Annotated in this window: 16 protein-coding genes; 12 read left to right on the plus strand and 4 right to left on the minus strand. The window is 35.4% G+C overall.

Annotated elements, in window-relative coordinates; genetic code table 11:
- Positions 1-47: 47 nt before the first annotated feature.
- Positions 48-1,541: a UbiD family decarboxylase gene (locus DM447_RS02710; protein WP_112179781.1), complete on the minus strand. Its 1,494-nt coding sequence runs from the start codon at positions 1,539-1,541 to the stop codon at positions 48-50.
- Positions 1,542-2,055: 514 nt separating this feature from the next.
- Here DM447_RS02710 and DM447_RS02715 point away from each other — a divergent pair.
- The 3 genes from DM447_RS02715 to DM447_RS02725 are packed head-to-tail and all read left to right on the plus strand — an operon-like array spanning position 2,056 to position 6,256.
- Positions 2,056-3,915, plus strand: coding sequence for a beta-glucoside-specific PTS transporter subunit IIABC (locus DM447_RS02715; RefSeq protein ID WP_112179782.1), 1,860 nt, complete (start codon positions 2,056-2,058; stop codon positions 3,913-3,915).
- Positions 3,915-5,381 carry a glycoside hydrolase family 1 protein gene (locus tag DM447_RS02720; RefSeq protein WP_269813826.1) on the plus strand — a complete coding sequence of 489 codons (1,467 nt, stop codon included), beginning with the start codon at positions 3,915-3,917 and terminating at the stop codon, positions 5,379-5,381. Before DM447_RS02715 ends, DM447_RS02720 begins: the two co-directional genes overlap by 1 nt.
- Before the next feature lie 29 nt (positions 5,382-5,410).
- Entirely contained in the window at positions 5,411-6,256 is an 846-nt protein-coding gene (locus tag DM447_RS02725) for a BglG family transcription antiterminator (protein ID WP_112179784.1), read from the plus strand.
- A gap of 84 nt (positions 6,257-6,340) precedes the next feature.
- Here the strand turns inward: DM447_RS02725 and DM447_RS02730 are convergent, their stop codons facing one another.
- Positions 6,341-7,405 carry an iron-containing alcohol dehydrogenase family protein gene (locus tag DM447_RS02730; RefSeq protein ID WP_112182630.1) on the minus strand — a complete coding sequence of 355 codons (1,065 nt, stop codon included), beginning with the start codon at positions 7,403-7,405 and terminating at the stop codon, positions 6,341-6,343.
- A gap of 224 nt (positions 7,406-7,629) precedes the next feature.
- The gene (locus DM447_RS18465) at positions 7,630-8,673 is read right to left on the minus strand and encodes a response regulator transcription factor (RefSeq protein ID WP_232824149.1); all 1,044 of its coding nucleotides are present in this window, start codon (positions 8,671-8,673) and stop codon (positions 7,630-7,632) included.
- Positions 8,674-9,032: 359 nt separating this feature from the next.
- Between DM447_RS18465 and DM447_RS02740 the strand changes: the two genes are divergently transcribed.
- The 3 genes from DM447_RS02740 (at position 9,033) to DM447_RS02750 (ending at position 13,021) form a co-directional block, all read left to right on the plus strand.
- Complete coding sequence (locus tag DM447_RS02740) at positions 9,033-10,487, plus strand: amidase (RefSeq protein ID WP_112179785.1); 1,455 nt, start codon at positions 9,033-9,035, stop codon at positions 10,485-10,487.
- 143 nt (positions 10,488-10,630) lie between these two features.
- Positions 10,631-11,926: an MFS transporter gene (locus DM447_RS02745; protein ID WP_112179786.1), complete on the plus strand. Its 1,296-nt coding sequence runs from the start codon at positions 10,631-10,633 to the stop codon at positions 11,924-11,926.
- 276 nt (positions 11,927-12,202) lie between these two features.
- Complete coding sequence (locus DM447_RS02750; RefSeq protein WP_112179787.1) at positions 12,203-13,021, plus strand: molybdenum cofactor biosynthesis F family protein; 819 nt, start codon at positions 12,203-12,205, stop codon at positions 13,019-13,021.
- Positions 13,022-13,195: 174 nt separating this feature from the next.
- Here the strand turns inward: DM447_RS02750 and DM447_RS02755 are convergent, their stop codons facing one another.
- Complete coding sequence (locus DM447_RS02755) at positions 13,196-13,999, minus strand: helix-turn-helix domain-containing protein (protein ID WP_112179788.1); 804 nt, start codon at positions 13,997-13,999, stop codon at positions 13,196-13,198.
- Positions 14,000-14,288: 289 nt separating this feature from the next.
- On the opposite strand from DM447_RS02755, the gene DM447_RS02760 reads away from it, so the two are divergent.
- From DM447_RS02760 to DM447_RS02785, 6 genes are all read left to right on the plus strand, one after another.
- Entirely contained in the window at positions 14,289-15,707 is a 1,419-nt protein-coding gene (locus DM447_RS02760) for an APC family permease (protein ID WP_112179789.1), read from the plus strand.
- 267 nt (positions 15,708-15,974) lie between these two features.
- A complete protein-coding gene (locus DM447_RS02765; RefSeq protein WP_112179790.1) occupies positions 15,975-17,618 on the plus strand; it encodes an amidohydrolase in 1,644 nt (547 codons plus the stop codon).
- A gap of 31 nt (positions 17,619-17,649) precedes the next feature.
- Positions 17,650-18,099 carry a DUF3237 family protein gene (locus DM447_RS02770; protein ID WP_112179791.1) on the plus strand — a complete coding sequence of 150 codons (450 nt, stop codon included), beginning with the start codon at positions 17,650-17,652 and terminating at the stop codon, positions 18,097-18,099.
- 106 nt (positions 18,100-18,205) lie between these two features.
- Positions 18,206-20,155: a primary-amine oxidase gene (locus DM447_RS02775; RefSeq protein ID WP_112179792.1), complete on the plus strand. Its 1,950-nt coding sequence runs from the start codon at positions 18,206-18,208 to the stop codon at positions 20,153-20,155.
- Positions 20,156-20,221: 66 nt separating this feature from the next.
- The gene (locus tag DM447_RS02780) at positions 20,222-20,797 is read left to right on the plus strand and encodes a hypothetical protein (RefSeq protein WP_112179793.1); all 576 of its coding nucleotides are present in this window, start codon (positions 20,222-20,224) and stop codon (positions 20,795-20,797) included.
- A 460-nt stretch (positions 20,798-21,257) separates the two neighbouring features.
- Positions 21,258-23,753, plus strand: coding sequence for a glycoside hydrolase family 3 protein (locus DM447_RS02785; RefSeq protein WP_162632548.1), 2,496 nt, complete (start codon positions 21,258-21,260; stop codon positions 23,751-23,753).
- Positions 23,754-23,926 lie beyond the last annotated feature (173 nt).

Raw genomic sequence — 23,926 nt, forward strand, 5'->3', positions numbered from 1 at the left:
ATAAGGCAGGTGGCAATATATAAGCTCACCTGCCATTAGTGTTATTATTAAAATAATGATGGAGCAAAAAGTTTGGCATCCATTTCTTTAAACTTTGCTCGTTTAAATTTATCCTTAAGGTGATAAGGCACCGTGCAATCAAAAATAGTTTTACATGAAACCCCTTTGTCACTAATAAATGGACTATATTCCGGGGATTCTGTTGGATCAAGTGGGTGACAACGTACACCAGGAATTGTAATAGTATCTATATCACCTTGGTAACGTGTAGTCATGGCCCATAAGACGTCGTTACTATCAAATGGGTCAACATCTTCATCAACAAGAAAGACATGTTTTAATTCACTAAAAGCAGAGAAAGCAAGCAGAGCTGCTTGTCTTTGTCTTCCTTCATCACTCGGCTGACTTTTCTTGAATTGCAGGACTGCCATGTATTTACCACCACCAGCAGAATGAGCATATACATTGAGTAGTCTTCCTGGCATGGCAGTTTCAACCATTTGAAGAATACTTGCTTCTGTAGGAATACCTGCCATACTAACATGCTCTTCACTTGGTCCAATTACGGTTTGCATAATTGGATTTTTACGATGTGTAACAGCTGTTACTTTAATTAATGGCACTTTCGGATTAGCTTCACCTGTATACCCAGGAAACTCTGGCATTGCTTTACCGGTGTTTGTATTTTGGTCTTCACGAACATAGCAATTAGGTATTAATTCTCCCTCTATAACATATTCTGCATTAGCAATTGCATTTTCGTTAATTGTTAAACATTGAACAAGTTCAACTGCACGCTTTCTAATAGCACCCGCAACTCCTAATTCATTAAAACCAAGTGGTGTAGTTGGTGGCTCAAAACATGCGCCAATCTCAATAGCTGGATCTACACCAATACTGATCGATATTGGCAGGGGTTTACCAAGTTTTTCCGCCTTTTCACGAAAGGTGCCTAAGTGGCGTGCACCAGGAGTAAAGAACATAGAAATTTCATCTTTGCTTTGTAAACACAAACGATGAATGGTTACATCTGATTCACCTGTTTCTGTATCAGACGCATAGCACATACCGATTGTGATATATGGTCCCGCATCTTCTTCAGTATTAGTTGGTGCAGGAATTAACTTGCGAATATCAAAACCGGGTTCATTAGCATAATGAACTACCTCTTGGCATTTCGCATCTTCGTTTGAGATAGTTACTGGTTGAATAGGATGCTGAACAGCTTCATTTAATAGATAGCCAAGACGTTCTGGCTCTTCATTTAGCAGTAATCCCACTCTTTCACGACTTGCTAATAGGCCAATAATTACATTTGCGTCTTCATGCCCTTTTACATTATTGAAAATCATGGCAGGACCAGTTTGTGTTGGACGCGTCACTGTTCCGCCTGCACCTACATATCGATAAACACCTGATATTTCTGCATGTGGATCTACAGCTTTATTGGTTTCGATTAGTTGACCAGGAACTGTTTTAAGTAAATCAATAGCAGATCGTAAATCATATACTTGTTTTTTCTCATGCTCATTTATCGCCATCAAAACATCTCCATTTTAAATTTATTCTTAATAAAACTCTTAGCTAAGATATCTATTATTATATTTGTTCATTCCCTCATATTACAATTCGATTTTAGAAAGATAGTATTCTCAAATGGAATACTAATAGCAGTGATTAATAGAGTAACCTGAATATATGAAGGAATATTTCATATTTTTCAATGACTAGATGCTTTATTTAATTGGATAAAAGAGATCTTAGCAGTTTAAAAACGTAATGATATAATGTAAATTAAAGCAAAAAACTAGTCTTTTGATAAATATAATATTTTTTGTTGACGCTTTCAAAATTGTGTTATATACTTTAAACAAATCAAATAATAAAAATAGACATGTGACTGGTAAAGCAGGCAGGATCTAGAATGGATGGATGTTAATATACATTTATCATTTTAGGTCCTTTTTTTATTGCCTAATAGCAAAGTTGCATAAGTTCTAGCATCAAAACAAAGAATAGTTTTAATATTAATTAAAGTTGAAAAGGAGAATGAAGATGGACTACAAACAAATTGCTACAGAAGTTCTAAAGCATGTCGGTGGAAGAGAAAATATTTCACACTTCGAACATTGTTCCACAAGATTAAGGTTTTCCTTACATGATAATAGCAAAGCTAACGTGGAGAAACTACAACAAATCTCTGGGGTTTTAGCAGTAAAAATGACGGCTCAATGTCAAGTCGTCATCGGAAATGAAGTAGTGGAAGTTTATAATGAAGTGAATAAATTATTGGGTGGTACTCCTACAGGCACAGGAAGCGAAGAATCCGCTGATAAACCAAAACAAAAGCAAAAGTTTGGCAGTATGTTCCTTGATTTCTTAATCGGTGTTTTCCAACCGCTAATTCCAGCAATCGCTGGGGGCGGGGTATTAAAGTCATTATTATTATTACTGGCTGTTATTGGTATAATGGATAAGGAAACTCAAACGTATCAAATCTTAAACATGATTGGGGATGCCCCGCTATACTTCTTGCCATTACTAGTGGCCGTTACTACAGCTAATAAATTAAAGGTAAACTCGTTAGTTGCCTTGTCAGCAGTTAGTGCATTGTTACTTCCTAGTATGTCTACAATGCTTGGTGAAGGAGCTCAATTGTTAGGCTTTGGATTACAAAATATTGCTTATGCGTATCAAGTATTTCCAGCAATTTTAACAGTACTTTTATATGCACAGTTAGAAAAGCTAGTTACTAAAATTTCACCAAAATCCATTCGTATTTTCTTTGTACCAATGGTGGCATTAGTAATTACAGTGCCAATTTCGTTACTTATTTTAGGACCAATTGGTTTTACGCTAGGTGAAGGTTTAACTTATATTATTTTAACGATGTTTGACTATGTAGGATGGGTTGCCGTGGCGATCTTAGCAGCTGTACTTCCGTTCATGGTTGCAACAGGAATGCATAAAGCGATGGTTCCTTATGCTGTTTCTGCATACTCAGCCGCTGGAAAAGAAGTCCTTTATTTACCAGCTTCTCTAGCACATAATATTGCAGAAAGTGGCGCGTGTTTTGCAGTTGCTTTACGTACTAAGGACAAAGCTTTAAAGTCTACTGCGATTTCTGCTGGTATTTCAGCTCTTTTTGGAATTACAGAACCTGCCTTATACGGGGTAACAATACAAAATAAAAAAGTGTTGTATAGTGTTATGATTGGATCATTTGTTGGTGGTGCATTTATCGGTATTATGGGTATAGAAGCATTTGTACTTGTAGGTCCTGGTTTAGCAAGTATGTCTATGTTTATTTCTGATGAATTACCAAGTAACCTTCTCTATGCCAGTTTTGGATTAGTCATTTCATTTGCGGTAGCATTCACAGCAGCATTTTTACTTGGAAAAGATAAGACTAACCAAGATGAAAAAGAAGAATTTAAGGACATGATAGATTCAGAAGAAGAATTCAAAAGTCCTGTGACAGGGAAAATGATTCCATTAGCTGAAGTGAAAGATGAAGTTTTTTCTACAAAGATTATGGGGGAAGGATTCGCTGTTATTCCGTCCAAAGGTGAATTGGTTGCTCCAGTCGATGGTACCATTAAAATGATTTTTGATACACACCACGCCCTTGGCATGGAAACAAAAAATGGTGTAGAGTTATTGTTTCATGTTGGTCTTGACACAGTTCAACTTGGAGGGGAATATTTCGAATCTCAAGTAAAAGTTGGCGATGAAGTTAAGGCTGGAGATTTATTATTGAAATTTGATGTAGATAAGATTGTAGAAGAAGGTTATGACCCTGTAACTGTCGGGGTTGTTACTAATAAAGACAAATATAATATTAATGTTATGAACCAAAAAGATCATGTCAATCACAGCGATACATTAATGGTTGTAACAATGTTAGGAGAGTAATTATGACAAAAACAGGATTTCAGAAGAATTTTTTATGGGGCGGTGCTATAGCCGCCAACCAGGTAGAAGGCGCGTGGAATGTTGACGGTAAAGGTTTATCTGTTGCAGATATGGCGACGTATAAATCTAACTTAAGAGTAGATGACTACGAAGGCCATGTCGGTATAACGTCTGCAACAATTGAAAAGGCTAGAAAAGACCCAAGTGATAAAATTTATCCGAAGCGTCGTGGGATTGATTTTTACCACCGTTATAAAGAGGATCTTGCACTATTTGCGGAAATGGGATTCAAAGTATTACGTGTATCGATTGCTTGGAGTCGAATTTTTCCAACAGGTGAAGAACGAGAGCCTAATGAAAAAGGGTTACAGTTTTATGAGAATCTGTTTACAGAAATGAAGCGACTTAATATTGAGCCGATTGTCACACTTTCCCATTATGAAATGCCATTAGAATTAAGCTTGAAATATAATGGGTGGGTAGAAAGAAAAATTATTGATGATTTCGTAAGATTTAGTAATGTTTGTTTCCATCGATATAAAGACTTAGTAAAATACTGGCTAACATTTAACGAAATTGATAGTATCAATCGACACCCGTTTACGACTGCTGGAATTATCCCAGATCGTTGTCCGGAAGGTAAGGAAGATGAAACAGTTTATCAGGCGCTACATCACCAGTTTGTCGCATCTGCTTTAGTTACAGCGGATTGCCATAGAATCATTGACGGAAGCGAAGTAGGTTGTATGTTAACAAAACTGACAACTTATCCAAATACATGTAATCCAAATGATGTGGAATTATCACTTAAGAAAAACCTTCATAACTATTTCTATTCCGATGTTCAAGTTTTTGGTGAATATCCTGTTATGATTGAGAGAATGTTTGAGCGTAACAATATCAACATTAAAATGGAGCCAGGTGATAGAGAAATACTGAAGAATAATACAGTAGATTTTATTTCGTTCAGTTATTATATGTCATTAACAGAGTCAGCACAGGAAGATATGGAGAAGTCAGCAGGAAATACTGTTATGGGCGTAAAAAACCCTTATTTACCTTCTACTGAATGGGGTTGGCAAATTGACCCGGTTGGACTTAAAATCTCATTAATAGAGTTGTATGATCGGTACAAAAAACCTTTAATCATCGTTGAAAATGGGATGGGAGCAGTCGATAAAGTAGAAGAGGATGGATCTATCCATGATGACTACAGAATCACATACTTCAAAGAGCATTTTAAACAAATGAAAGAAGCTGTTGAAGAAGGTGTTGAATTGTTCGGATATACTAGCTGGGGAGCAATTGACTTAATTAGTGCAGGGACATCTCAAATGACAAAGCGCTATGGATTTATTTATGTTGACCAGGATGATGAAGGAAATGGGACACTAGAACGCAGTCGCAAAGATTCTTTTTATTGGTATAAAAAGGTGATAGAAAGTAACGGGGAAGATTTGGATTAAGAAGCTTTTTAGTTGGAAAGGTGTTGACAATGAATAAGATAAAAAAAGTTCTCAATACAAGTGTTGTATTAGTCGAGAATGAAGACAAACAAGAATTTATTCTTTTTGGTAAAGGGATTGGCTTCGGGCAAAAAGTTGGTAATATCATCGTGGAACGTCAAGCTGATCAAACTTTCATGCCAATAGATAATACAAAAGCAAAAGAATTTTTAAGTTTGTTGGATTCAATCCAACCAGTATATATGGACTTAACACAGAAAATTGTTAACCAAGCTGAAAAGGAACTTAATACGAAGCTTAATTCTGGAATCTTTTTCACCTTAATGGATCATTTGAATTTTGCAGTGGAAAGGTTTAAAAAAAATATCAATATTACAAACCGTGTTTTCTGGGAAATAAAAAGCTACTATCCAAATGAATTTGAGGTAGGTATGTTCGCTGTAGAATTAGTGAATCAGGAGTTTGTTATAGAGTTACCACAAGAGGAAGCAGCGAATATTGCATTTCATTTAATCAACGCGCAAGGTGGCGGAAAAGAAACCAAAGATAGCATGAAGCATGCGAAAATGATTGGAAGTATTGTGAACTTAGTCCGTTACACGCTAAGTATCAATATGGATAAGGAGAATATTCATTATACCCGTTTCATTACACATGTGAAATTCTTTGTTGAACGTTACTTTGCAGATATATTGCTTGATAAGGATGACGTCTTGTTCGAGCAAATTGCCAATCTATATCCAGATGCGATGGATGGTGCTTTCAAAATAAAAGATTACATTAATCAAGTATACGGTAAAAGTATTCCGAATGACGAACTCACTTATCTTGCCGTTCATATTCATCGATTGATTTCTTATAATCAACTTAACTAATTTAAAGCCACTCGCTTCTTAGCTAAGCGAGTGGCTTTATCTATTTTAAATGGTAAGGCACTGTTTATGTGTCTGACACTTTTTTTATATATTCTCTAATTTTTCCATTGCCTCGATCACATCGTTTTCGTGAAAGCTACCGACTAATCGTAACGTTTCTTCTGGTTTAATAGCATGTGATGCAACTGTTTTCATTGCTTGATTTTGTTCTTTCATAATGTTTAAGTCTTCCATATACACGGGAAGACCTAGACTTTTATAAAATGGAAGTAGATCTTTTACTTCTTCTGTTCTATTTTCTAAAAGAAGCTGAACTAAAATCCCATAAGCAACCTTTTGTCCATGGAGTATGCTGTGTGTTTCATCAATAAAGCTTAAACCATTATGAACAGCATGTGCTCCAGACATTCTACCATAGTGTCCACCAAACCCTCCTACAGTTCCTGCTAGAGGTATTACTGCTTCTACCACCTTGATAAAGGATGTGGTAATAACCCTTGCGTCCATATTTTCGATTGCCGCAATGCTATCTTCCAATAAAATGTCTTTGATATAGGAGGCATGTTCTAATCCCACTTTTACCATGATGGAAAGATCCCCGTTCTTGTCGTTTCGAATAATTGCTTCTGCTTCATACCATTTAGCCAAGGAATCACCAATTCCACTCTTGAAATAATCAATAGGGCTGGATAGTAGAAAGAGAGGATCTACTAGAGTTAGGTGAATCGTGCTGGCATGGTAATCTACCCGAACAAAAGCCCCATTATCGTCGTAGATAACACTTAATGGCGTGGCAGCAGCGCAAGTTCCTACCACCGTTGGAATAGTAATGATTTCAATCCCTAACTTGTCTGCTACGGACTTGGCAGTATCAAGAATTATTCCTCCACCAATCCCGATAATGATATCAGCTTGACTAGCAAATTGGGAAATATCTCTTATTGATTCATCAGAACTGTATCCATTATGTTGATATACTTCAACATGTGATGGTAAGTTAGCATACTTTTGAAAAGCTGCGTATGATTTATATCCAGTAACGACTACTGGTGAACGATAGTCATTAATAAAATACGAAAGGTCTTTGAGGACTTCTTCCCTACAAATATACTGATTTGGTCCACTTCTTACAATCTCTTCAGGTCTTATCATAATTAATCGGACTCCCTTTTAAAGTAATAGAAATAAAAAAGACCTAATTTTAGCAGTACGAAAACACTGCTAATTTAGGTCTTGCGTAGATAACCAATATCATACCTAGAAGTTAGCTCGATCTTTACTATAACAATATTTGATAATAAGATAAATAGCATTTTAACTTTTGTAAGAGAAAATGACGAATTCCTTCCTTTTTTTAGTAATATTTACTATTTTTATTGCTTAAATATAAAGCATAGTTCTGTTTTGTTTTTAACATCTAGTTTGTTATAGATATTTTTTGCGTGACGTTTTACTGTATTGATACTGATAAATAAATTATTGGCAATTTTAACATTGGATAACCCACGGACAAGGAGCTTAGCAATCTCTCTTTCTCTTGGAGTCAAAAGCGAAAGAAGTTCATCTGCTTTATATTCAATTGATGATGAATTTTCATTTAACAATACCATCCATTGTTTCCCGTTGTTTATTTTTTTAATACTAATCTCAATGTTAGGTTGTTGTGGGAGGGTGAAACTTTTTTTAGTTTCCATGCTTTTATGGTCATTAAGCAATATATTGTTTAGAATTTCATGGACAGGATGGTTCTGATTTGGAGAGAAGTTATTGCAAATTTCTAATGCTTTTGTATTATAATAACGAATTCCGAACGATTCCTCTATAACTACTATGCCAACCGATAGAAGGTTAGCCCATTGTTCAGCTGCTGTAACTTTCTCTTTATAATCTTCAAAATAGTTGTCATAGAATTGTAGTTTAGAAATGTATTTTGATAGAAACAGTAAGCGACTTTTATCATTCATCGTAAACGCTTCTTCTTGTCTGGACCTTAAAAAGCTTATCACACCAGTTCGCTTATTCCCGTCATTTATATAAAAAGATATAATATCATGATTATTGTTCTTTTCCATAAATTTTAAAAAATCTGTCTGTTTAAAATCTTTAAATCGCAAAAAATCGCTATAACAGAAAACATCAGTATTCCTGAATTTAGAAGAAAAGTGAAGGATTGGATCATTGTGTTTATAAACTTCACAATATTCCATTATTTCACCATGGTTAATATTTAGGGTGATTGGATTTGATAACGTACTTCCGGTTGTATTTGATTGCCAGAAAACCCCCTTCTGATAACCAAATATGTCACAAAAGGTAGAAAGTATTTGTTCCCGTAAGTCTTTGTTTGGTCTTATTATCTCCTCAATAAATTGAAACCTTTTTGTTGTCTCCTTTTCAGAAATAAGATTTGTACTCACTGAAACCATCCCTCCTTGTAACAAGGTTAAAACTAGTAAAAGAAAATGTTGGTGGTCCATAAAATTCGATTAGACTTTCCTGATTTATGTATATTCAAGAAAGACGATTTCTGCTCTCTCTCTGTAGTCGTACTTTTTAATGAATTAGTTATTTAACCAACAGTATAATCACTATCCTTTCTCTAATTCAACAAACGTGTAAGATTCTATACCAATCCATTTTCAAAAGATAAACTCTTAGACTAATTTCATGAAAATATTACCCAAAAGGGTTATTTACTTATTATTCAGAAAGATGTGAAAATTAACTTAAAGTTATTCATGTAATTGATAATTTTATAAATGAAGGAGTGAAAGGGATGAGAGGAAATGTTTACGAGGATCAAAGTAAAAAAAACACGAATGAGTTTTGGAGGTGGACAGCTAGTGATTTAGCCAACGGAATTCGTACTAAAGCAATTTCTTCTTATGAAGTGGTTTCTAGTTGTCTAGCTAGAATTGATCAGATAAACCCTAAAGTAAAAGCACTAGCAGAAGTTTTCCATGAGGAAGCAATAAATGCGGCAAGAAATGCTGATGCAGATATTGCAAATGGGAAAATACTTGGTCCACTTCATGGTGTTCCTATCGCTACGAAGATGAATACCGATCAAGCTAACCACGTCACAACAGATGGTGTTAACGCATTTCAAAATAATTTGGCAGAAAAAGATGGTGCGCCTATTGCGAATCTAAGGAAAAATGGAGCAGTATTTATCGGTCGATCAAACGTTCCAGCTTTTAGCCTAAGATGGTTTACGACAAATGATTTACATGGAAGGACTTTAAATCCATGGGATGCAAATAGAACTCCAGGTGGGTCAAGTGGTGGAGCAAGCTCAGCGATTGCAACAGGAATGGTCTCTCTTGCTCAAGGAAACGATATTGCAGGTTCTATTCGTTATCCCGCATATGCATGTGGAATTATGGGATTGCGTCCAACTGTTGGAAGGATACCAAATGGCTCCGGAGATATAAATGTAGATTTACCACTAGCTTCACAAATAATGGCGGTTCAAGGTCCGTTGGCGCGTAGTGTAGCAGATTTACGATTAGGACTTGCTACGATGTCCGCATATCATCCGCGTGATCCTTTTCATGCCTCGGTCGCATTAAAGGGAAAAATTCATCAACGACCGCTTAAGATAGGTATGTTAAGGGATATTGGTGTATATCAATCAAGTGCAGTAGTTAATCATGCCTTAGATAAAGCAGCAAATTACTTAAGAAATGCTGGTTATATCGTGGAAGAAGTAGAGCTTCCATTGTTTGAGGAAGCATATAAATTATGGATGTTACTTGTTTTTGAGGATTTGAAAGATATTGAGGGTTTAATTAATAAGTTCGGTGATGAGGGAGCAAAATTAAACCTAAAATATAATTATCAAGTTGGTAAAGAAGTGTGTGGAGAAGCAACTCTAGAGAAATACAAACATGGCTACGCACGTAGAGGTACACTAATAGCGAAACTACAACAATTTCTTCAGGATTACTCCTTATTGTTGTTACCAGTTTCAGGAGAACAAGCAGTTGAACAAGATAAGGATATTGAAAGCTTGGAGAGTAATCGTAGTCTATTGTCTTCACAATGGCCAATGATGTCTATTCCACTGCTGGGATTTCCTGCTATGTCTATTCCTATTTCAATCGAAAATGGTTTACCAACTGGTGTCCAAATTTTGGGTGACCGATTCCGTGAAGACACGATTTTAGAGGCAGCAGAAATTATTGAGGCACAGACAACAATTTCGACTCCAATCGATCCGAAATTTTAACGATATCAATCGATGAATGGACGAATGGCGGCAATATCTAGATTGTAAAGATCGAAAAAATACTGATGAAAAGCGAAGACATAAGTTATAGGAATTTTAAAAACAAATACTTTTTTTATATTTTGACAATGGGGGTCGGATAAATGAAAAACATAGTACTAAGAGATAAAAATGGGAAAATATATTTTGGCTGGTTCATTGTTTTATTAGGATTCCTAGTTATGACACTAGGATATGTGCCGATTGTATCCTTAACAGGTGTATTTATGATACCAGTAACGACTGGTTTGGATATTTCAGTTGGTAATTTTTCGATATACTTGATGATCATTTCAATTGCATGCCTAACCGTTATGTCATTTATGGGACGTGTAATTGGTAAAGGAAATGTAAAACTAATCATGTTAATTAGCGCTGTTTTAGGGGCTATTTCATTTGTTGGGTTTGGAAGTGCGAATACACTCATAGCTATATATCTTTGGTCAATACCAATGGGAATTACTTTTGGATGTTTAACAGCTACACCTTCTACACTTTTAATAAATAATTGGTTTGGTCCAAAACTAAGAGGGATTGCGCTGAGTATTGCCTTTGGAGGATCAACCATGGGTGGTATGATTATGATTCCAACGATGAACTGGATTGTCCAAGAGTTTGGCTGGAGAGTGGGTTATTATCTTATAGCTGCTAATTTTATCGTAATAGTTATTCCGGCCGTTTTACTATTTGCTGTAAAGCATCCTCGTGATAAAGGAATGACGAGAATAGGAGATCTAGAAGAAAGTGAAGCGAATAAAGCGAAAAATGAAGGGTTTATGTTTGAAGAAGCTAGAAGAAAACCATTAACGTGGCTATTGTTTTTATCGACGGCGTTAGTTGTCTTTAGTTCTAGCTCAATCCTTGCTCATGCGCAACCTTACCTTATCATACAGGGTTTTTCTACTAATGCTAGTGCCTCGATTATTTCATTGATGATAGGATTTTTAACGATTGGTTCGATCGTTGCTGGGTATTATTGTGATAAGGTAAGTTTAAAACAAGGCGCTGCTGGTTGTGCGATTATATTTGCAATTTGTTTCTTAGGACTTGCTGCAATGCCAACTGCTAAATGGCTAATCGTGCTTGCAATCATTGGGTATGCATTTGGAAGTCCATCGGTTAATATTATTTCACCTCTATTAGCAAATCATATGTTTGGTGAGAAAGACTTTGGTACTTTCATGGGCTTAATTACACTATCTATTAGCCTCGGCGGAACATTTGGTGGTGTTTATGTTGGAATGATTTATGATATCACAGGTTCCTATACTTTAGGATGGTTAACGATGGCAGTTGCTCTTCTATTAGCAGCAATTATTCGTTGGTATTGTGCAAATCAAAATGTTAGATTTGATTTGCGAAAAGTAAAGCAAAGGGACTCAGAGTACAATCTTACTTAAATGAAGAAATAGAATGAACGACGGCTTTTACATTCACTTTTTCCATTTTAAAATAAAAAACAGAGAAAATTAAAAACCAAATACAATTTGTCATCTCCTAACATGCTGATGTAATTGCATGTTAGGATTTTTTTATGGCAATATATCGACTATCTGTCTTTATTCCTTTTTTTACAATGAAATATTACTTTATCTTTAGTATATTAAATAAAAAAGAGGAGTATTAGCTAATCAACTTCGTATGCACTCTTTTTAAACTAGGGAGGCTTTCTTTCAATGAGTACAGGAAATAACACACAAAAGTTTATCAGTGTTGGTGAACTCTCTGTAGGGTTTAGTGAAAATATAATAGAGCCTACTGAACATTTAGTTGGTAAAGAATTCAGCTTTTTTTATAAGACCGGAAAGACTGGAAAAATATCTTTTTTAGATAGAGAAACGGTAAAATGGTCGGAATTGGAAGAGGATAAGGAAGTAAGATATATATCTTCTTATACTGCAATAAATCCTCGAGATAACATATATTTTATTGACTTTATTGCTTCTTATGGAAATACAAAGTCTATTTCTATTATATTAGACGGCAAGAAACAAATAGCTACAGTTATAAGTGGTGTCCTACCAACAACAGCAGAGGTATCCATACCTATGTTAAAACGAGCAGAACAAGCAATGCCGTTAACTTCAGTAAAAGCTAATATTGAACATGTTTCCGTTAATTCACCATTTACAGAAAGTACTTTTCAACATCAAGAAACGAAAGATTTAATTGGAAAGCGGGTTCAATTTCAATATAGTTCTAAGGACATTTATGAACATATTTATCTTAATGAAAATATGTGTACGTGGCATTGTATCTCAGGCAATGAAAAAGGTCTAAGTGACACGGATAAATGTTTCTACTATAAGCTTGATGAAGATTTCTACTTATTTATATGGTTGGAGAAAGTAATTCCTACTATGGGAATTGTTCTTGAAGACCTCAATGTTCTAAGATCATATGGTAAAATTTACGGTTATGAAGATTATACTGCGGGAAAAATATCAAACTTTCCAGTTGGATCATTTGCTAAACTGATGAATAATGAGATTTAGAAAATAAGATAGTCGATATTGTAAACTGGTAAGCTTTTTAATTGCAATTACAAATAAATCGATTGCTTAATGAAAGCTAGAGAAGATTAATTAGATTCACTATAAAGATAAGGCAGATTAGAGAACAAAAGTTTCTAATCTGCCTTATTTATGTACTAGACCAAGAGAATGAATTTATGAATTGATTATTTCAAGATACTCTTTCGGTGTGATAAACATGTATTTTTTAAAATCTTTATAAAAATGGGCTTTATCATAATAACCATACTTATCAACAATATCTGATAGTAGATAAGGCTTTCTAATAAGAGTGTTAACAGAATATTGCAATCTGACTATTTGGCTAAATTCCTTAGGCGAGAAACCAATGTATTCTGCGAATTTTTTCCGTAAATATCTATCTGAATAGCCTGTTTCTGTTGAGAGCTCTTTTACAGTTTTTAATCCCTTGGATAGGTATATAATATCGAGACAACAATTGATTAGATTTCTATCATAGTTATATCCAGTCTCATTGGCAGGAGTTAAAAAAGAGGTAAACAATGAAATGCGTTTTTTGAATTCGTTTTGTTGGACTATTTGTTCAAGGAATGAGTTATTAAAATTTAAAACATCTGTTAAGGGAAGACGTTTATGATGAAGTAACTCCTCTAATGAACAATTTAAAAATAATCTGCCTTGATCCGGATATAGACGTATTCCAAAATAAGAGGTATGTGCTATAAATTCATCTTGCCTGCGTTGTTCAGGACTAACAGCTACCATCGCAGAAGGATTAGTTGAATGTAAGTTGAAGAGCAAGTCGATACAACCATCAGGAATTATAGGTAATATACCATGTTGGTCTGCTCCAACTTTAAATTGATAAAATAAGGATACACCACTACTTTGCTTTTGATTTGGTTTATATTCTATATATTGCTCACTATATCTTTTTATTTCAGGTTGTGTAGGATTGTAGCTCAAACTATTTATCATGTTAAATTAACTCCTCCTACTTGTTATAGCTATAGTAAAAATTATAGATTGTTTTCTGAATATTTCAATTACAATGTGAGATTATCTGACGCTACTTGTTAATTATTTTGTTTTAGTTCCTATTTTTACAATGAAAGTTTACAGAATTTTTTGTATATTAAGTTTATAAAAGGAGGGGCATTATGTGTTTTCAAAACTTACTTTTGGTAAATCGGCCATTAGAATGCTAAATACATGTTTTATTCTAAATGAATATATCTGAATATTTAAAAAATTGGAGGTAATATGGATGACTAATAATATGAATAATAAGGTAGGTTTATGGACAGCAACAGCTACTGCAGTGGGAATAGTAGTAGCGTCGTCAGTGATGGTATCATTAGGACAAGGATACGGGCTTGGCGGGCCTGGATTCATCATTGCAATGGTCGTGGCCCTTTTATTAAATGTTTTAGTCGCATTTACCTTTGCTGAGTTATCAGGAATGATGCCAAAAGCAGGTGGAATGGTTAACTATACATTGCCTGCGTTAGGTCCCTTTGTGGGAATGGTTTCGGTACTAAGTGGTTATGTTCTTGTCAGTATGTTTGCTGGTGGTGCAGAAATGTATGTTGCAGGAGTTATCGTTAATGATGTATTTGATCTATCCATATCTCCAACTATTGTTTCTGTTATTTTTGTAGCAGCCTTGGTACTGGTAAATATTCGCGGTGTTAAGTTGTTCGGTAAGGTACAGGTTGCTTTAACAAGTTTAATGATATTATCAATTGTAATTATAGGGCTAATAGGATTAACAGGAACTGGAAGTGGTGAACCCTTGGAGACTAGTATTGAATTCAATCCACTAGGAGTAGGGATTTTTAGTTTAGTTGCTTTAGCTTTCTGGCTCTTTGTAGGTATAGAGTTTGTGACTCCGATGGCTGAGGAATTAAAAAATCCTAAAGTATATATTCCCTTGTCTATGGTATTAGGATTACTAATTATTTTAGTTGCAGATTTAATATTTGGAAATGCAGCGATAAAATATGTACCTTTAGATGTATTAGCTAATTCTGACTCGCCTCATATGGATACTTCAACTGCGATTCTAGGAAGGACAGGACAAATTTGGATGGGAATAGTAACAATCTTAGCTACTTCTAGTACACTCAATACATTATTATACGCAATCCCAAAAATGTTGCAATCAATGGCAGAATTAGGGCAGTTACCTAAGGTTTTTGCGAAGTTAAATAAGTGGGGAACACCATGGATTTCCATTATATTTATGGGTGCATTAATGTTAATGCTTGTTGTTGCAAACGTTACTGCAACAAGTTCCATTACAACCTTCATTTTAGCTGGAGCGCTTTGTTGGTGTATAACTTATATCATCGCACACATAAATGTCATTGTCCTACGATTCAAATATCCTAACATGAAAAGATCTTTTAAATCACCGTTGGGTGTTACATTTCAGATAATAGGGATTATTGGAATGGTATTTATGGTAATAAATATTCATCCAGATCCAATGATGAAAACTCAAATTTATCAGTTTGCATTTGTGTTTTTAGCTTTCGTTGTAATTTTCTCGTTGCTGTGGATCAAGATAAAAATGAAAATGAAGTTATTTCAAACTACTAATCTAAGCAATCAAGAATCATCAACTGGCAACCCAAATGAAGAGCCTATACTAGATGAAAAACCTAATATTAACACTAATTAGGAAATAAAAAAGATACTTCTCTCTAAAGTTTGGAGAAGTATCTTTTTTCTGCGCATTTCACCTCAATGTAATCGTCTACAAGGTTTCTCTATTATAAACAGGAAGCACTTGCATCCTTTCAACCTTTTTAAACGGGTAATAAGTAAATTCACCCGTTTGGGTAATTGTTGACTTTCAAATTATAAAGTAAGTTTAAAGAAGGTAAGACAGAATTGAAAAAAAAATCATTATATTTCTATCAACTAAATTTAAGGAGTGATTTTTCGTATGACAGATTCAGTATATAAAAATGGGAATATTTATTGTGTAGAACCAAAAGGAACTTGGGCACAGGCCGTTGCTATTAAAAATAAGAAATTCATTGCTGTTGGAAGCAACGACGAGATAGATTCTTATATAACTCCTGAGACAGAAGTGATAGATTTATTGGGGAAAACAGTAATTCCAGGACTTCATGATATGCATACACATGCCTTAATTGGCTCATACGAATTATTTAATACCTGTAACCTACCAACTGCAGCTACTAGTACTCTAAAAGATCTACTCGAAATGATTGAACAATACTTGAAGACAAATCCACAAGCAGAATGGATTACTGGTGGTGCATGGCAGGCATTTGTACAGGATCAGCTTCACAGAAAGCATTTAGATGCCATTGAACCTAATCGTCCTATATTGTTATATGACTTTTCCCATCATAATGCCTGGGTAAACAGTAAAGCGCTAGAAATTGCAGCGATTGATGCAAATACACCAAATCCTTCTGGTGGTATGATTTTAAGAGATGAAAATGGTGAGCCGACTGGTATATTACTAGAAAGTGCAACACAACTAGTTGCAAAGCATATCAAGTTCCATGAAAAGTATAACCATAAAGAATCAGCTAAGTATATTATGAAATCACTAAATCAATATGGCATTACTAGTATTAAAGATGCACTAGCAGATAAAACTGTTTTGGATACATATCAGATACTGGATAAAGAGGATAACTTGAATATGAGGATAGCGGCATATTTACCGTGGAAAACAAGTGTTTTAGGCGCTGAGGCTACAGAGGCAGAACAATTATCATTGATTGAAAATCGAAAACAGTATCAATCAGACTTAGTTCAAACGAATTTTGTTAAGATGTTTATTGATGGTGTACCAGTTGCGAAAACTGCTGCATTCTTTGACAATTATGTTGGGGAAGAAAACAATTATGTAGACCAATTGTTAATAGATCCAGATACATTAAAAAAAGATTTCATTTATCTAGACAAACAAGGTATATCGATAAAAATTCATGCGACAGGTGATGCAGCAATTAGTGTAGTTTTAGATGCGATCGAAGCATCAAGTGCAAAAAATGGATCTACTTTAAGACATCAAATTGCCCATACGAACTTTGTGAGTCCAAAAGATTACAAGAGGTTTAAGCAAGTGAACGCCGTTGCAGAGTTCTCCCCTCCACTCTGGGCACCAACAATTACTCATGAGGGAAATAAAGCTGTGCTAGGAGAAAAGCGTGCCGATCAAGCATATCCAATCAAATCAATCATAAAAGAGGGTACAACTTCTGTTTATGGTTCAGATTATCCTATTATACCAGATCCAAATCCTTGGTACTCAATGGAAGCTATGATTACACGAGAGGATCCTTCTCGTGAATTTCCAGGGGCGTTAAATAAACGGGAGGCAATTACGGTGTTTGATGCGGTTGAAATCTTCACGATTAACGGAGCAAAATCAATGTACTTAGAAGATCTTACAGGCTCTATAGAAGTAGGGAAATCCGCAGATATGATCATATTGAATCAGAATATTTTTGAAATTGTTGCTTCTGAGATTCATCATACAGAGGTACTTGTTACTGTTTTTGGTGGAAAGAAAATATATGAAAATGATGAAGAGGTTATGAAGTAACTTGTACTAAATTAAAGGAGATGGGAGCAAGATGGAGATCGGTTTGGAATACATTTTTCAGGCATATATTAAGTTAGAAAAAGGGATTGACGTCGGTTTAACTGCAAATGGTTTCCGTAACATCGTACCTATTATAGGCGGTAATTTTAAAGGAAACGATTTAAACGGTGAAGTGATTCCAGGAGGAGCTGATTGGCAACTTATTAGACAAGATGGGATAATTCAAGCCGAAGCAAAGTACACGTTAAAAACGGACGACGGGGCACTAATCTTTGTGGTAAATAAGGGGGTCATAAACCCAGAACTAGGTTACGCCAGAGCGTCTCCACATTTTGAGGTTTCTAATGAAAAGTATATGTGGCTCTGTAAATCGCTTTTCATAAGTGAAATAACACCAATGTTGGATGAAAAAACGCCTATATCAGATGATCCTAGCCCTAGTCCAAACGGGGTATCCATTAGATTTTATCGAGTCACTTAAGAATGAATATAATAGCAGGGAAGTAGAAACTTAATCTGTTCCGTTTTTTACAATGATTAATAACAGAATTTTTAGTATATTTAGTTTAGAAAAAGGAGGGGTAATAATGAGTATTCAAAAATTAGTATCTGTAAATCATCCATTAGAACCTTTAAGAGCAGAAGAAATAGAACAAGCAGTCAGTATTTTAAAGAAGGAAAAACAATTAAATGATTCTGTTCGTTTTGCAACAGTAGTATTACATGAGCCAGAAAAGAAGTTTGTACTTAATTTCAAACTTGATCAAAATATTGATCGTGAGGCTTTCATTGTAGCATTGGATAATAAAGAAGAAAAAACATATGAAGCAGTTGTATCTATTACGAATGAGGAAGTTAAATCTTGGGATTATATTCCGGGAGTACAAGCCGGGATTATGTTAGATGAATTTGAAGAAGTAGAAAACATAGTTAAAAATTATCCGAAATTTCAAGAGGCTTTACTAAAAAGGGGCATTACTGACTCGGAATTAGTAATGGTTGATCCATGGTCAGCAGGTAATTTCGGTATCAAAGAAGATGAGGGTATAAGATTAGCACGTGCAATTTGTTGGATGAAAAAGTTTCCGCTCGATAACGGATACGCCTATCCATTAACTGGTATTGTTGTCTATGTTGATTTGAATAAACGGAAGGTTCATCGATTTGAAGATCATGGTGTTCGTTCTATTCCACCAACAGATGCAAACTACTCACCAGAAACATCCGATAGCATCTTTACTAGGACGGATTTAAAACCACTGGATATCATTCAACCTGAAGGGCCAAGCTTTGAAATTGATGGTCATAACATTAAATGGCAAAAATGGGACATTCGTTTTGGTTTCACACCACGAGAGGGACTAGTGCTTTATAATGTTGGATATGAAGATAAAGAAAAAATTCGTCCAATATTATATCGCGCTTCCTTGTCAGAGATGGTGGTGCCTTATGCGGATAGTAGCTTTGCACACAACACCCAAAATGCCTTTGATGCAGGAGAATACGGAATGGGTCAGTTGGCAAATTCATTAGAATTAGGATGTGATTGTTTAGGTGAAATTCGTTACTTTGATGCAGTTATGTCCGACAGTAAAGGAAATGCAAGAACATTACCGAATGCAGTCTGTTTGCATGAAGAAGATTATGGCGTAGCGTGGAAACACACGGATTGGAGAACAAATCAAGTGGAGGTGCGTCGCTCTCGTAGACTTGTATTATCGTTCTTCTGTACGGTTGGAAACTATGATTATGGTTTTTATTGGTGTTTTTATCAAGATGGTACGATTGAAATGGAAGTCAAACTAACTGGTATGTTGAACACCGGTACTTACGATGAAACAGGTAAATCTAAATATGGTACAGAGGTTGCGCCACAATTGAATGCATCTCATCATCAACACTTTTTCAACTTCCGTTTGGATACGATGGTAGATGGTATGCAAAACTCTGTCGTGGAATACCATACGGAAGCTGAAGCCGAAGGGAAACACAATCCTTATGATAATGGCTTTTACACGGTATCAAAAACATTTAAGAATGAGCAAGAAGCACAGCGTGTGATAGACATTCCGTCTCAACGTACTTGGAAGGTCATTAATGCTAACTCCTTAAATGCAGTAGGTACTCCAGTTGGTTATAAAATTGTTCCAGGGGAAAACTGCTTACCATTTGCTGGTCAAAAATCTAGTGTTTTAAAACGTGCAGGTTTCCTTAATAAGCATTTATTCGTTACAAAATATGATCCGAAAGAAAAGTATGCTTCAGGAGATTATCCGAACCAACATCCTGGTGGAGAAGGTATAACCAAATATGCAGAAGCAAACCGTAATATTGAGAATGAAGATGTAGTCATGTGGTACACAATGGGCCATCATCATATTACAAGACCAGAGGATTGGCCAGTAATGCCAACTGCTTATATTAGTTTTCAGTTAAAGCCTGTCGGATTCTTTGATCGAAATCCTGCACTAGATTTACCAAGACCAGTATCAAAATCAGGACATTGTAAGACTAAAGATAGTGGTAGTTGTCATTAAAAAAGAGAGAAGAAGTAAGAAGTAAACACTTCTTACTTCTTCTTCACAATTGGAGGAGGTCTTGACATGCTGATTACTAGTCTTATTACGGTTATCTTGTTTAGTTTTTTCTTTTATTTATCAATCAAATCAGCAAGTAGTGAATCGATCAAATCATTAGGAAAATGTGTTCCGATGGTTTTAGGAATGACGAGTAGTGTTACCATCGGTTTAATTATAGGAGTTTGGATACCTGATTTCCTTGCTATTGCGACAATTGCTGCTATTACTGTTTCATCACTTGTCTCCTTTTTATTTGTAAAAAGATTTGGTATCAACGGAATTATGGAAGCACAAGCAGCCAGTTTTATGGGAGCAATGATGGGAGCTATGTTAGGAGTCATGCTTACATCTACTACGGAAGTTGTCCTTATGTTAGTAGCATCGATCCTGTTTTTCATCGTTAGTGTTGGTATCATGATTGCGTTATTAAATAAAAAGTCGGGTCAAAAAGTAGTGCTTTTTACTAAAAGAATAGAGTTTTATGTATTACTAGTATTAACAGTAAGTGTGATTGGCGCATTAGGGGTTCATGAAATATCGAAGGAAGGAAGTACAGATCAAGAGAATATGGAGGAAGAAATGCTTGAACATTCTCATTAAATTAGAAAGAAGTAGTAGCATTAAGTACGTAAGTGTTATAAAAAATAGGGTATGCTAGCACAAGACCTCTTTAGAAAAGTCTAAGTTATATAAACTTTTCTAAAGGGGTCTTATAATGTTTTTAAATAATTTCAATTAATCCTTATGTTTTATAAACGATATTGAAAATCATGTTTAGAAATAAACCAGCTTCATAAAAAAATAGTAACGCTCATCTTTTAATGTGATAAAGAGAATAGAAGAAACATAAAATGATATATATTACCTTTCACAGATAAATGTTAAAGTGCAACTAAACAAATAGCTTAGACTTCTATAAGAAAACTATAGCTAAAAATAAAGCGCTTTCAAATTATGTAACTTATACAACAGTTTATGTAATTTGAATTTTTGTGTTTACCTTCAGTGCTATACTAAATTTAGTCAAATGGAAAGGGGAGATTATTAGATGAAAGATAAGATGAAAAGATTAATTTATTTATTAGTAATGTTTACTTTATTAACTGTTCTTATTGCATGCACTAATGATAGCGCTACCAATGAAAATGAAGAAGTTGAATCTGAACAAGAAGAGACTGGCGGTGAAACTGATTCTGATGGACCTATAGAGCCTATAGAACCTGAAGAATTAGGATCTGGAGATGTTAAATGGGAGGAAATAGAAACAGCTTATGGGTATTCATTAGTTACCAATGAAGATGGAGAAACACTAGGTAGTTCTAATGAGTCTAGTGTTGAGCTAATCCAAGTTGATGGGTTTGCTTTCAAAGATTTGAACAAAAACAACTTGTTGGATGCATATGAAGATTGGAGATTAGAAACAGATGTAAGAGCACAAAACTTAGCAACATTGTTGCCTGAAGAGGATATAGCAGGGATGATGCTTTACAGTGGACACCAACGTGATCTTAGTGAGAACTTAACAGAAGAACAAATTACATTTTTAGATGGTGGTCTTCGAGCAGTTCTAAATGCAGCGCCATCAGTATCGGCAGAAGACACTGCTAAGTGGAATAATGCTATGCAAGCTTATGTTGAAGGAATTGGTCTTGGTGTTCCAGTTAATACGAGTACAGATCCAAGAGATGAAGGTATATCTGTATGGCCCTCTAACCTTGGTTTAGCAGCAACTTTTGATACTGCGATTGCTAGCGAGTCTGCAGCTACTGTATCAGAAGAATACCGACATTTAGGTATAACTACGCTGCTTGGACCTCAAATCGATTTATCATCTGAACCAAGATGGTCGCGTATTGTAGGAACGTTTGGCGAAGATCCTGCATTGTCTAGAGATTTAACTCAAGCTTATGTAAACGCTGTCCAATCGACCTATGATGAAAGTGATTCTGATTTAGGATGGGGAGAAAATAGTTTAAATGCAATGATAAAACACTGGCCTGGTGACGGCGCGGGTGACAGTGGACGTGAATCACATTCAGAAACTGGTGAATATACAGTTTATCCTGGTGGACAATTCGAGACACACTTAATTCCGTTCGTTGATGGCGGTTTTGATTTAGAAGGTGAAACTGGCTCAGCAAGTAGTATTATGACATCGTATTCAATTGCGTGGAGTGAGGATGGCTCACTTGGAGAGTTCCAAGGTACTTCTTTTAGTGACTATAAGATGGATCTGCTTAGAGAAAAATATGGTTTTGATGGTGTAATCACTACTGACTGGCGTGTAGTATTAGATCCGCCGCCTGAAGGTGAAGGTCAACCACACGGTGTTGAAGATTTAACTATAGCAGAAAGACATTATGTCGCTCTTATGCTAGGAGTGGATCAGTTTGGTGGAGTAAATGATCCAGTGCCTTTATTAGAAGCATATCAAATGGGTGTTGAAGAGCACGGGGAAGAGGTTATGCGTGCGCAATTTGAAGAATCTGCAGTTAGATTATTAAAAGGTTATTTTAGAACAGGATTATTTGAGAATCCTTATGTAGATGTTGCGCAAGCTTCAGAAGTGGTGGCGAATGACGAATATGTTCAAGCGGGATATGAAGCACAACTGAAATCTGTTGTTATGCTAAAAAACAGTAATAATACTATCCAAGCAGCAGAAGGTTCAGAAAAACCAACTGTCTATATTCCGATGATATTTAGGCCCGCATCTGAATCTCGTAGTGGTGTTACGCCTGCTTCATGGACACTACCAGTAGAAATTAAGGAAGCAGAACAATTCTATAATGTAGTAACTGACACGGTTAGCGAGGAACTTACGGGACCTGAAGATGAAGAAGGAAATCCTACTGTAACGGTTGACGATATTATTAGAGCAAGCTCCACAGAGATAGCAGATGTTGATTATGCTCTTGCTATTGTCGATAGTCCATCTAACGTAAATGCTAGAGGTGGAACTAATGAAGAGACTGGTGAATTTATTCCACTATCAGTACAATATGGAACATATACAGCAGACTCTGAATCTGTACGAAAAGAATCTATATCTGGTGATATGGTTGAAGAAGTAGTAGAAGATACCTATGGTGCACAAACCGTAGAAGAAAAAGAGAATCGCTCATACTTTGGAAAAGAAGCTATGATTATTAATTCAACAGATCTAGATTCTATATTAGCTGCAGGAACTAATGTTGCAGAAGATGTACCTGTTATTGCAGCTATTAGAGCAGAAAATCCGATGGTACTCTCAGAGTTTGAAAATGAAGTGGATGCAATAATCATGGGCTTTGGTATCAGTGATAGTGCATTAATGGAAGTAGCTTCAGGAAACTATGAGCCATCTGGTTTATTGCCTATACAAATGCCTGAAAGCATGGAAACGATAGAAGCACAATTTGAGGATGTACCACGTGATATGGAAACTTATGTTGATAGTGAAGGAAACAACTATGACTTTGCATTCGGACTAAATTATTCTGGTGTAATTCAAGATGAGCGTACAGAACAGTATGGTATCCCAGCTTTAGTTACCCCTGATAATACAGGAAATTAATATCAATGCTCGTTATAAATAGTTGAACGTAAGTTGAAGAAAGTTTTTAAAAAAGTAAATAGAATCCCAAGGGAGAAATCTCTTGGGATTCTTTCTTAGAATGAGAATATAAGATGTAGGTAGTTAATTTAATGGAAGTTTCTTGTGATGGTTAACAATTGATTCACATACTA

Origin of the sequence: Paraliobacillus zengyii (assembly GCF_003268595.1) — a bacterium.
In the GTDB taxonomy this organism is placed as follows: Bacteria; Bacillota; Bacilli; order Bacillales; family Amphibacillaceae; genus Paraliobacillus_A; species Paraliobacillus_A zengyii.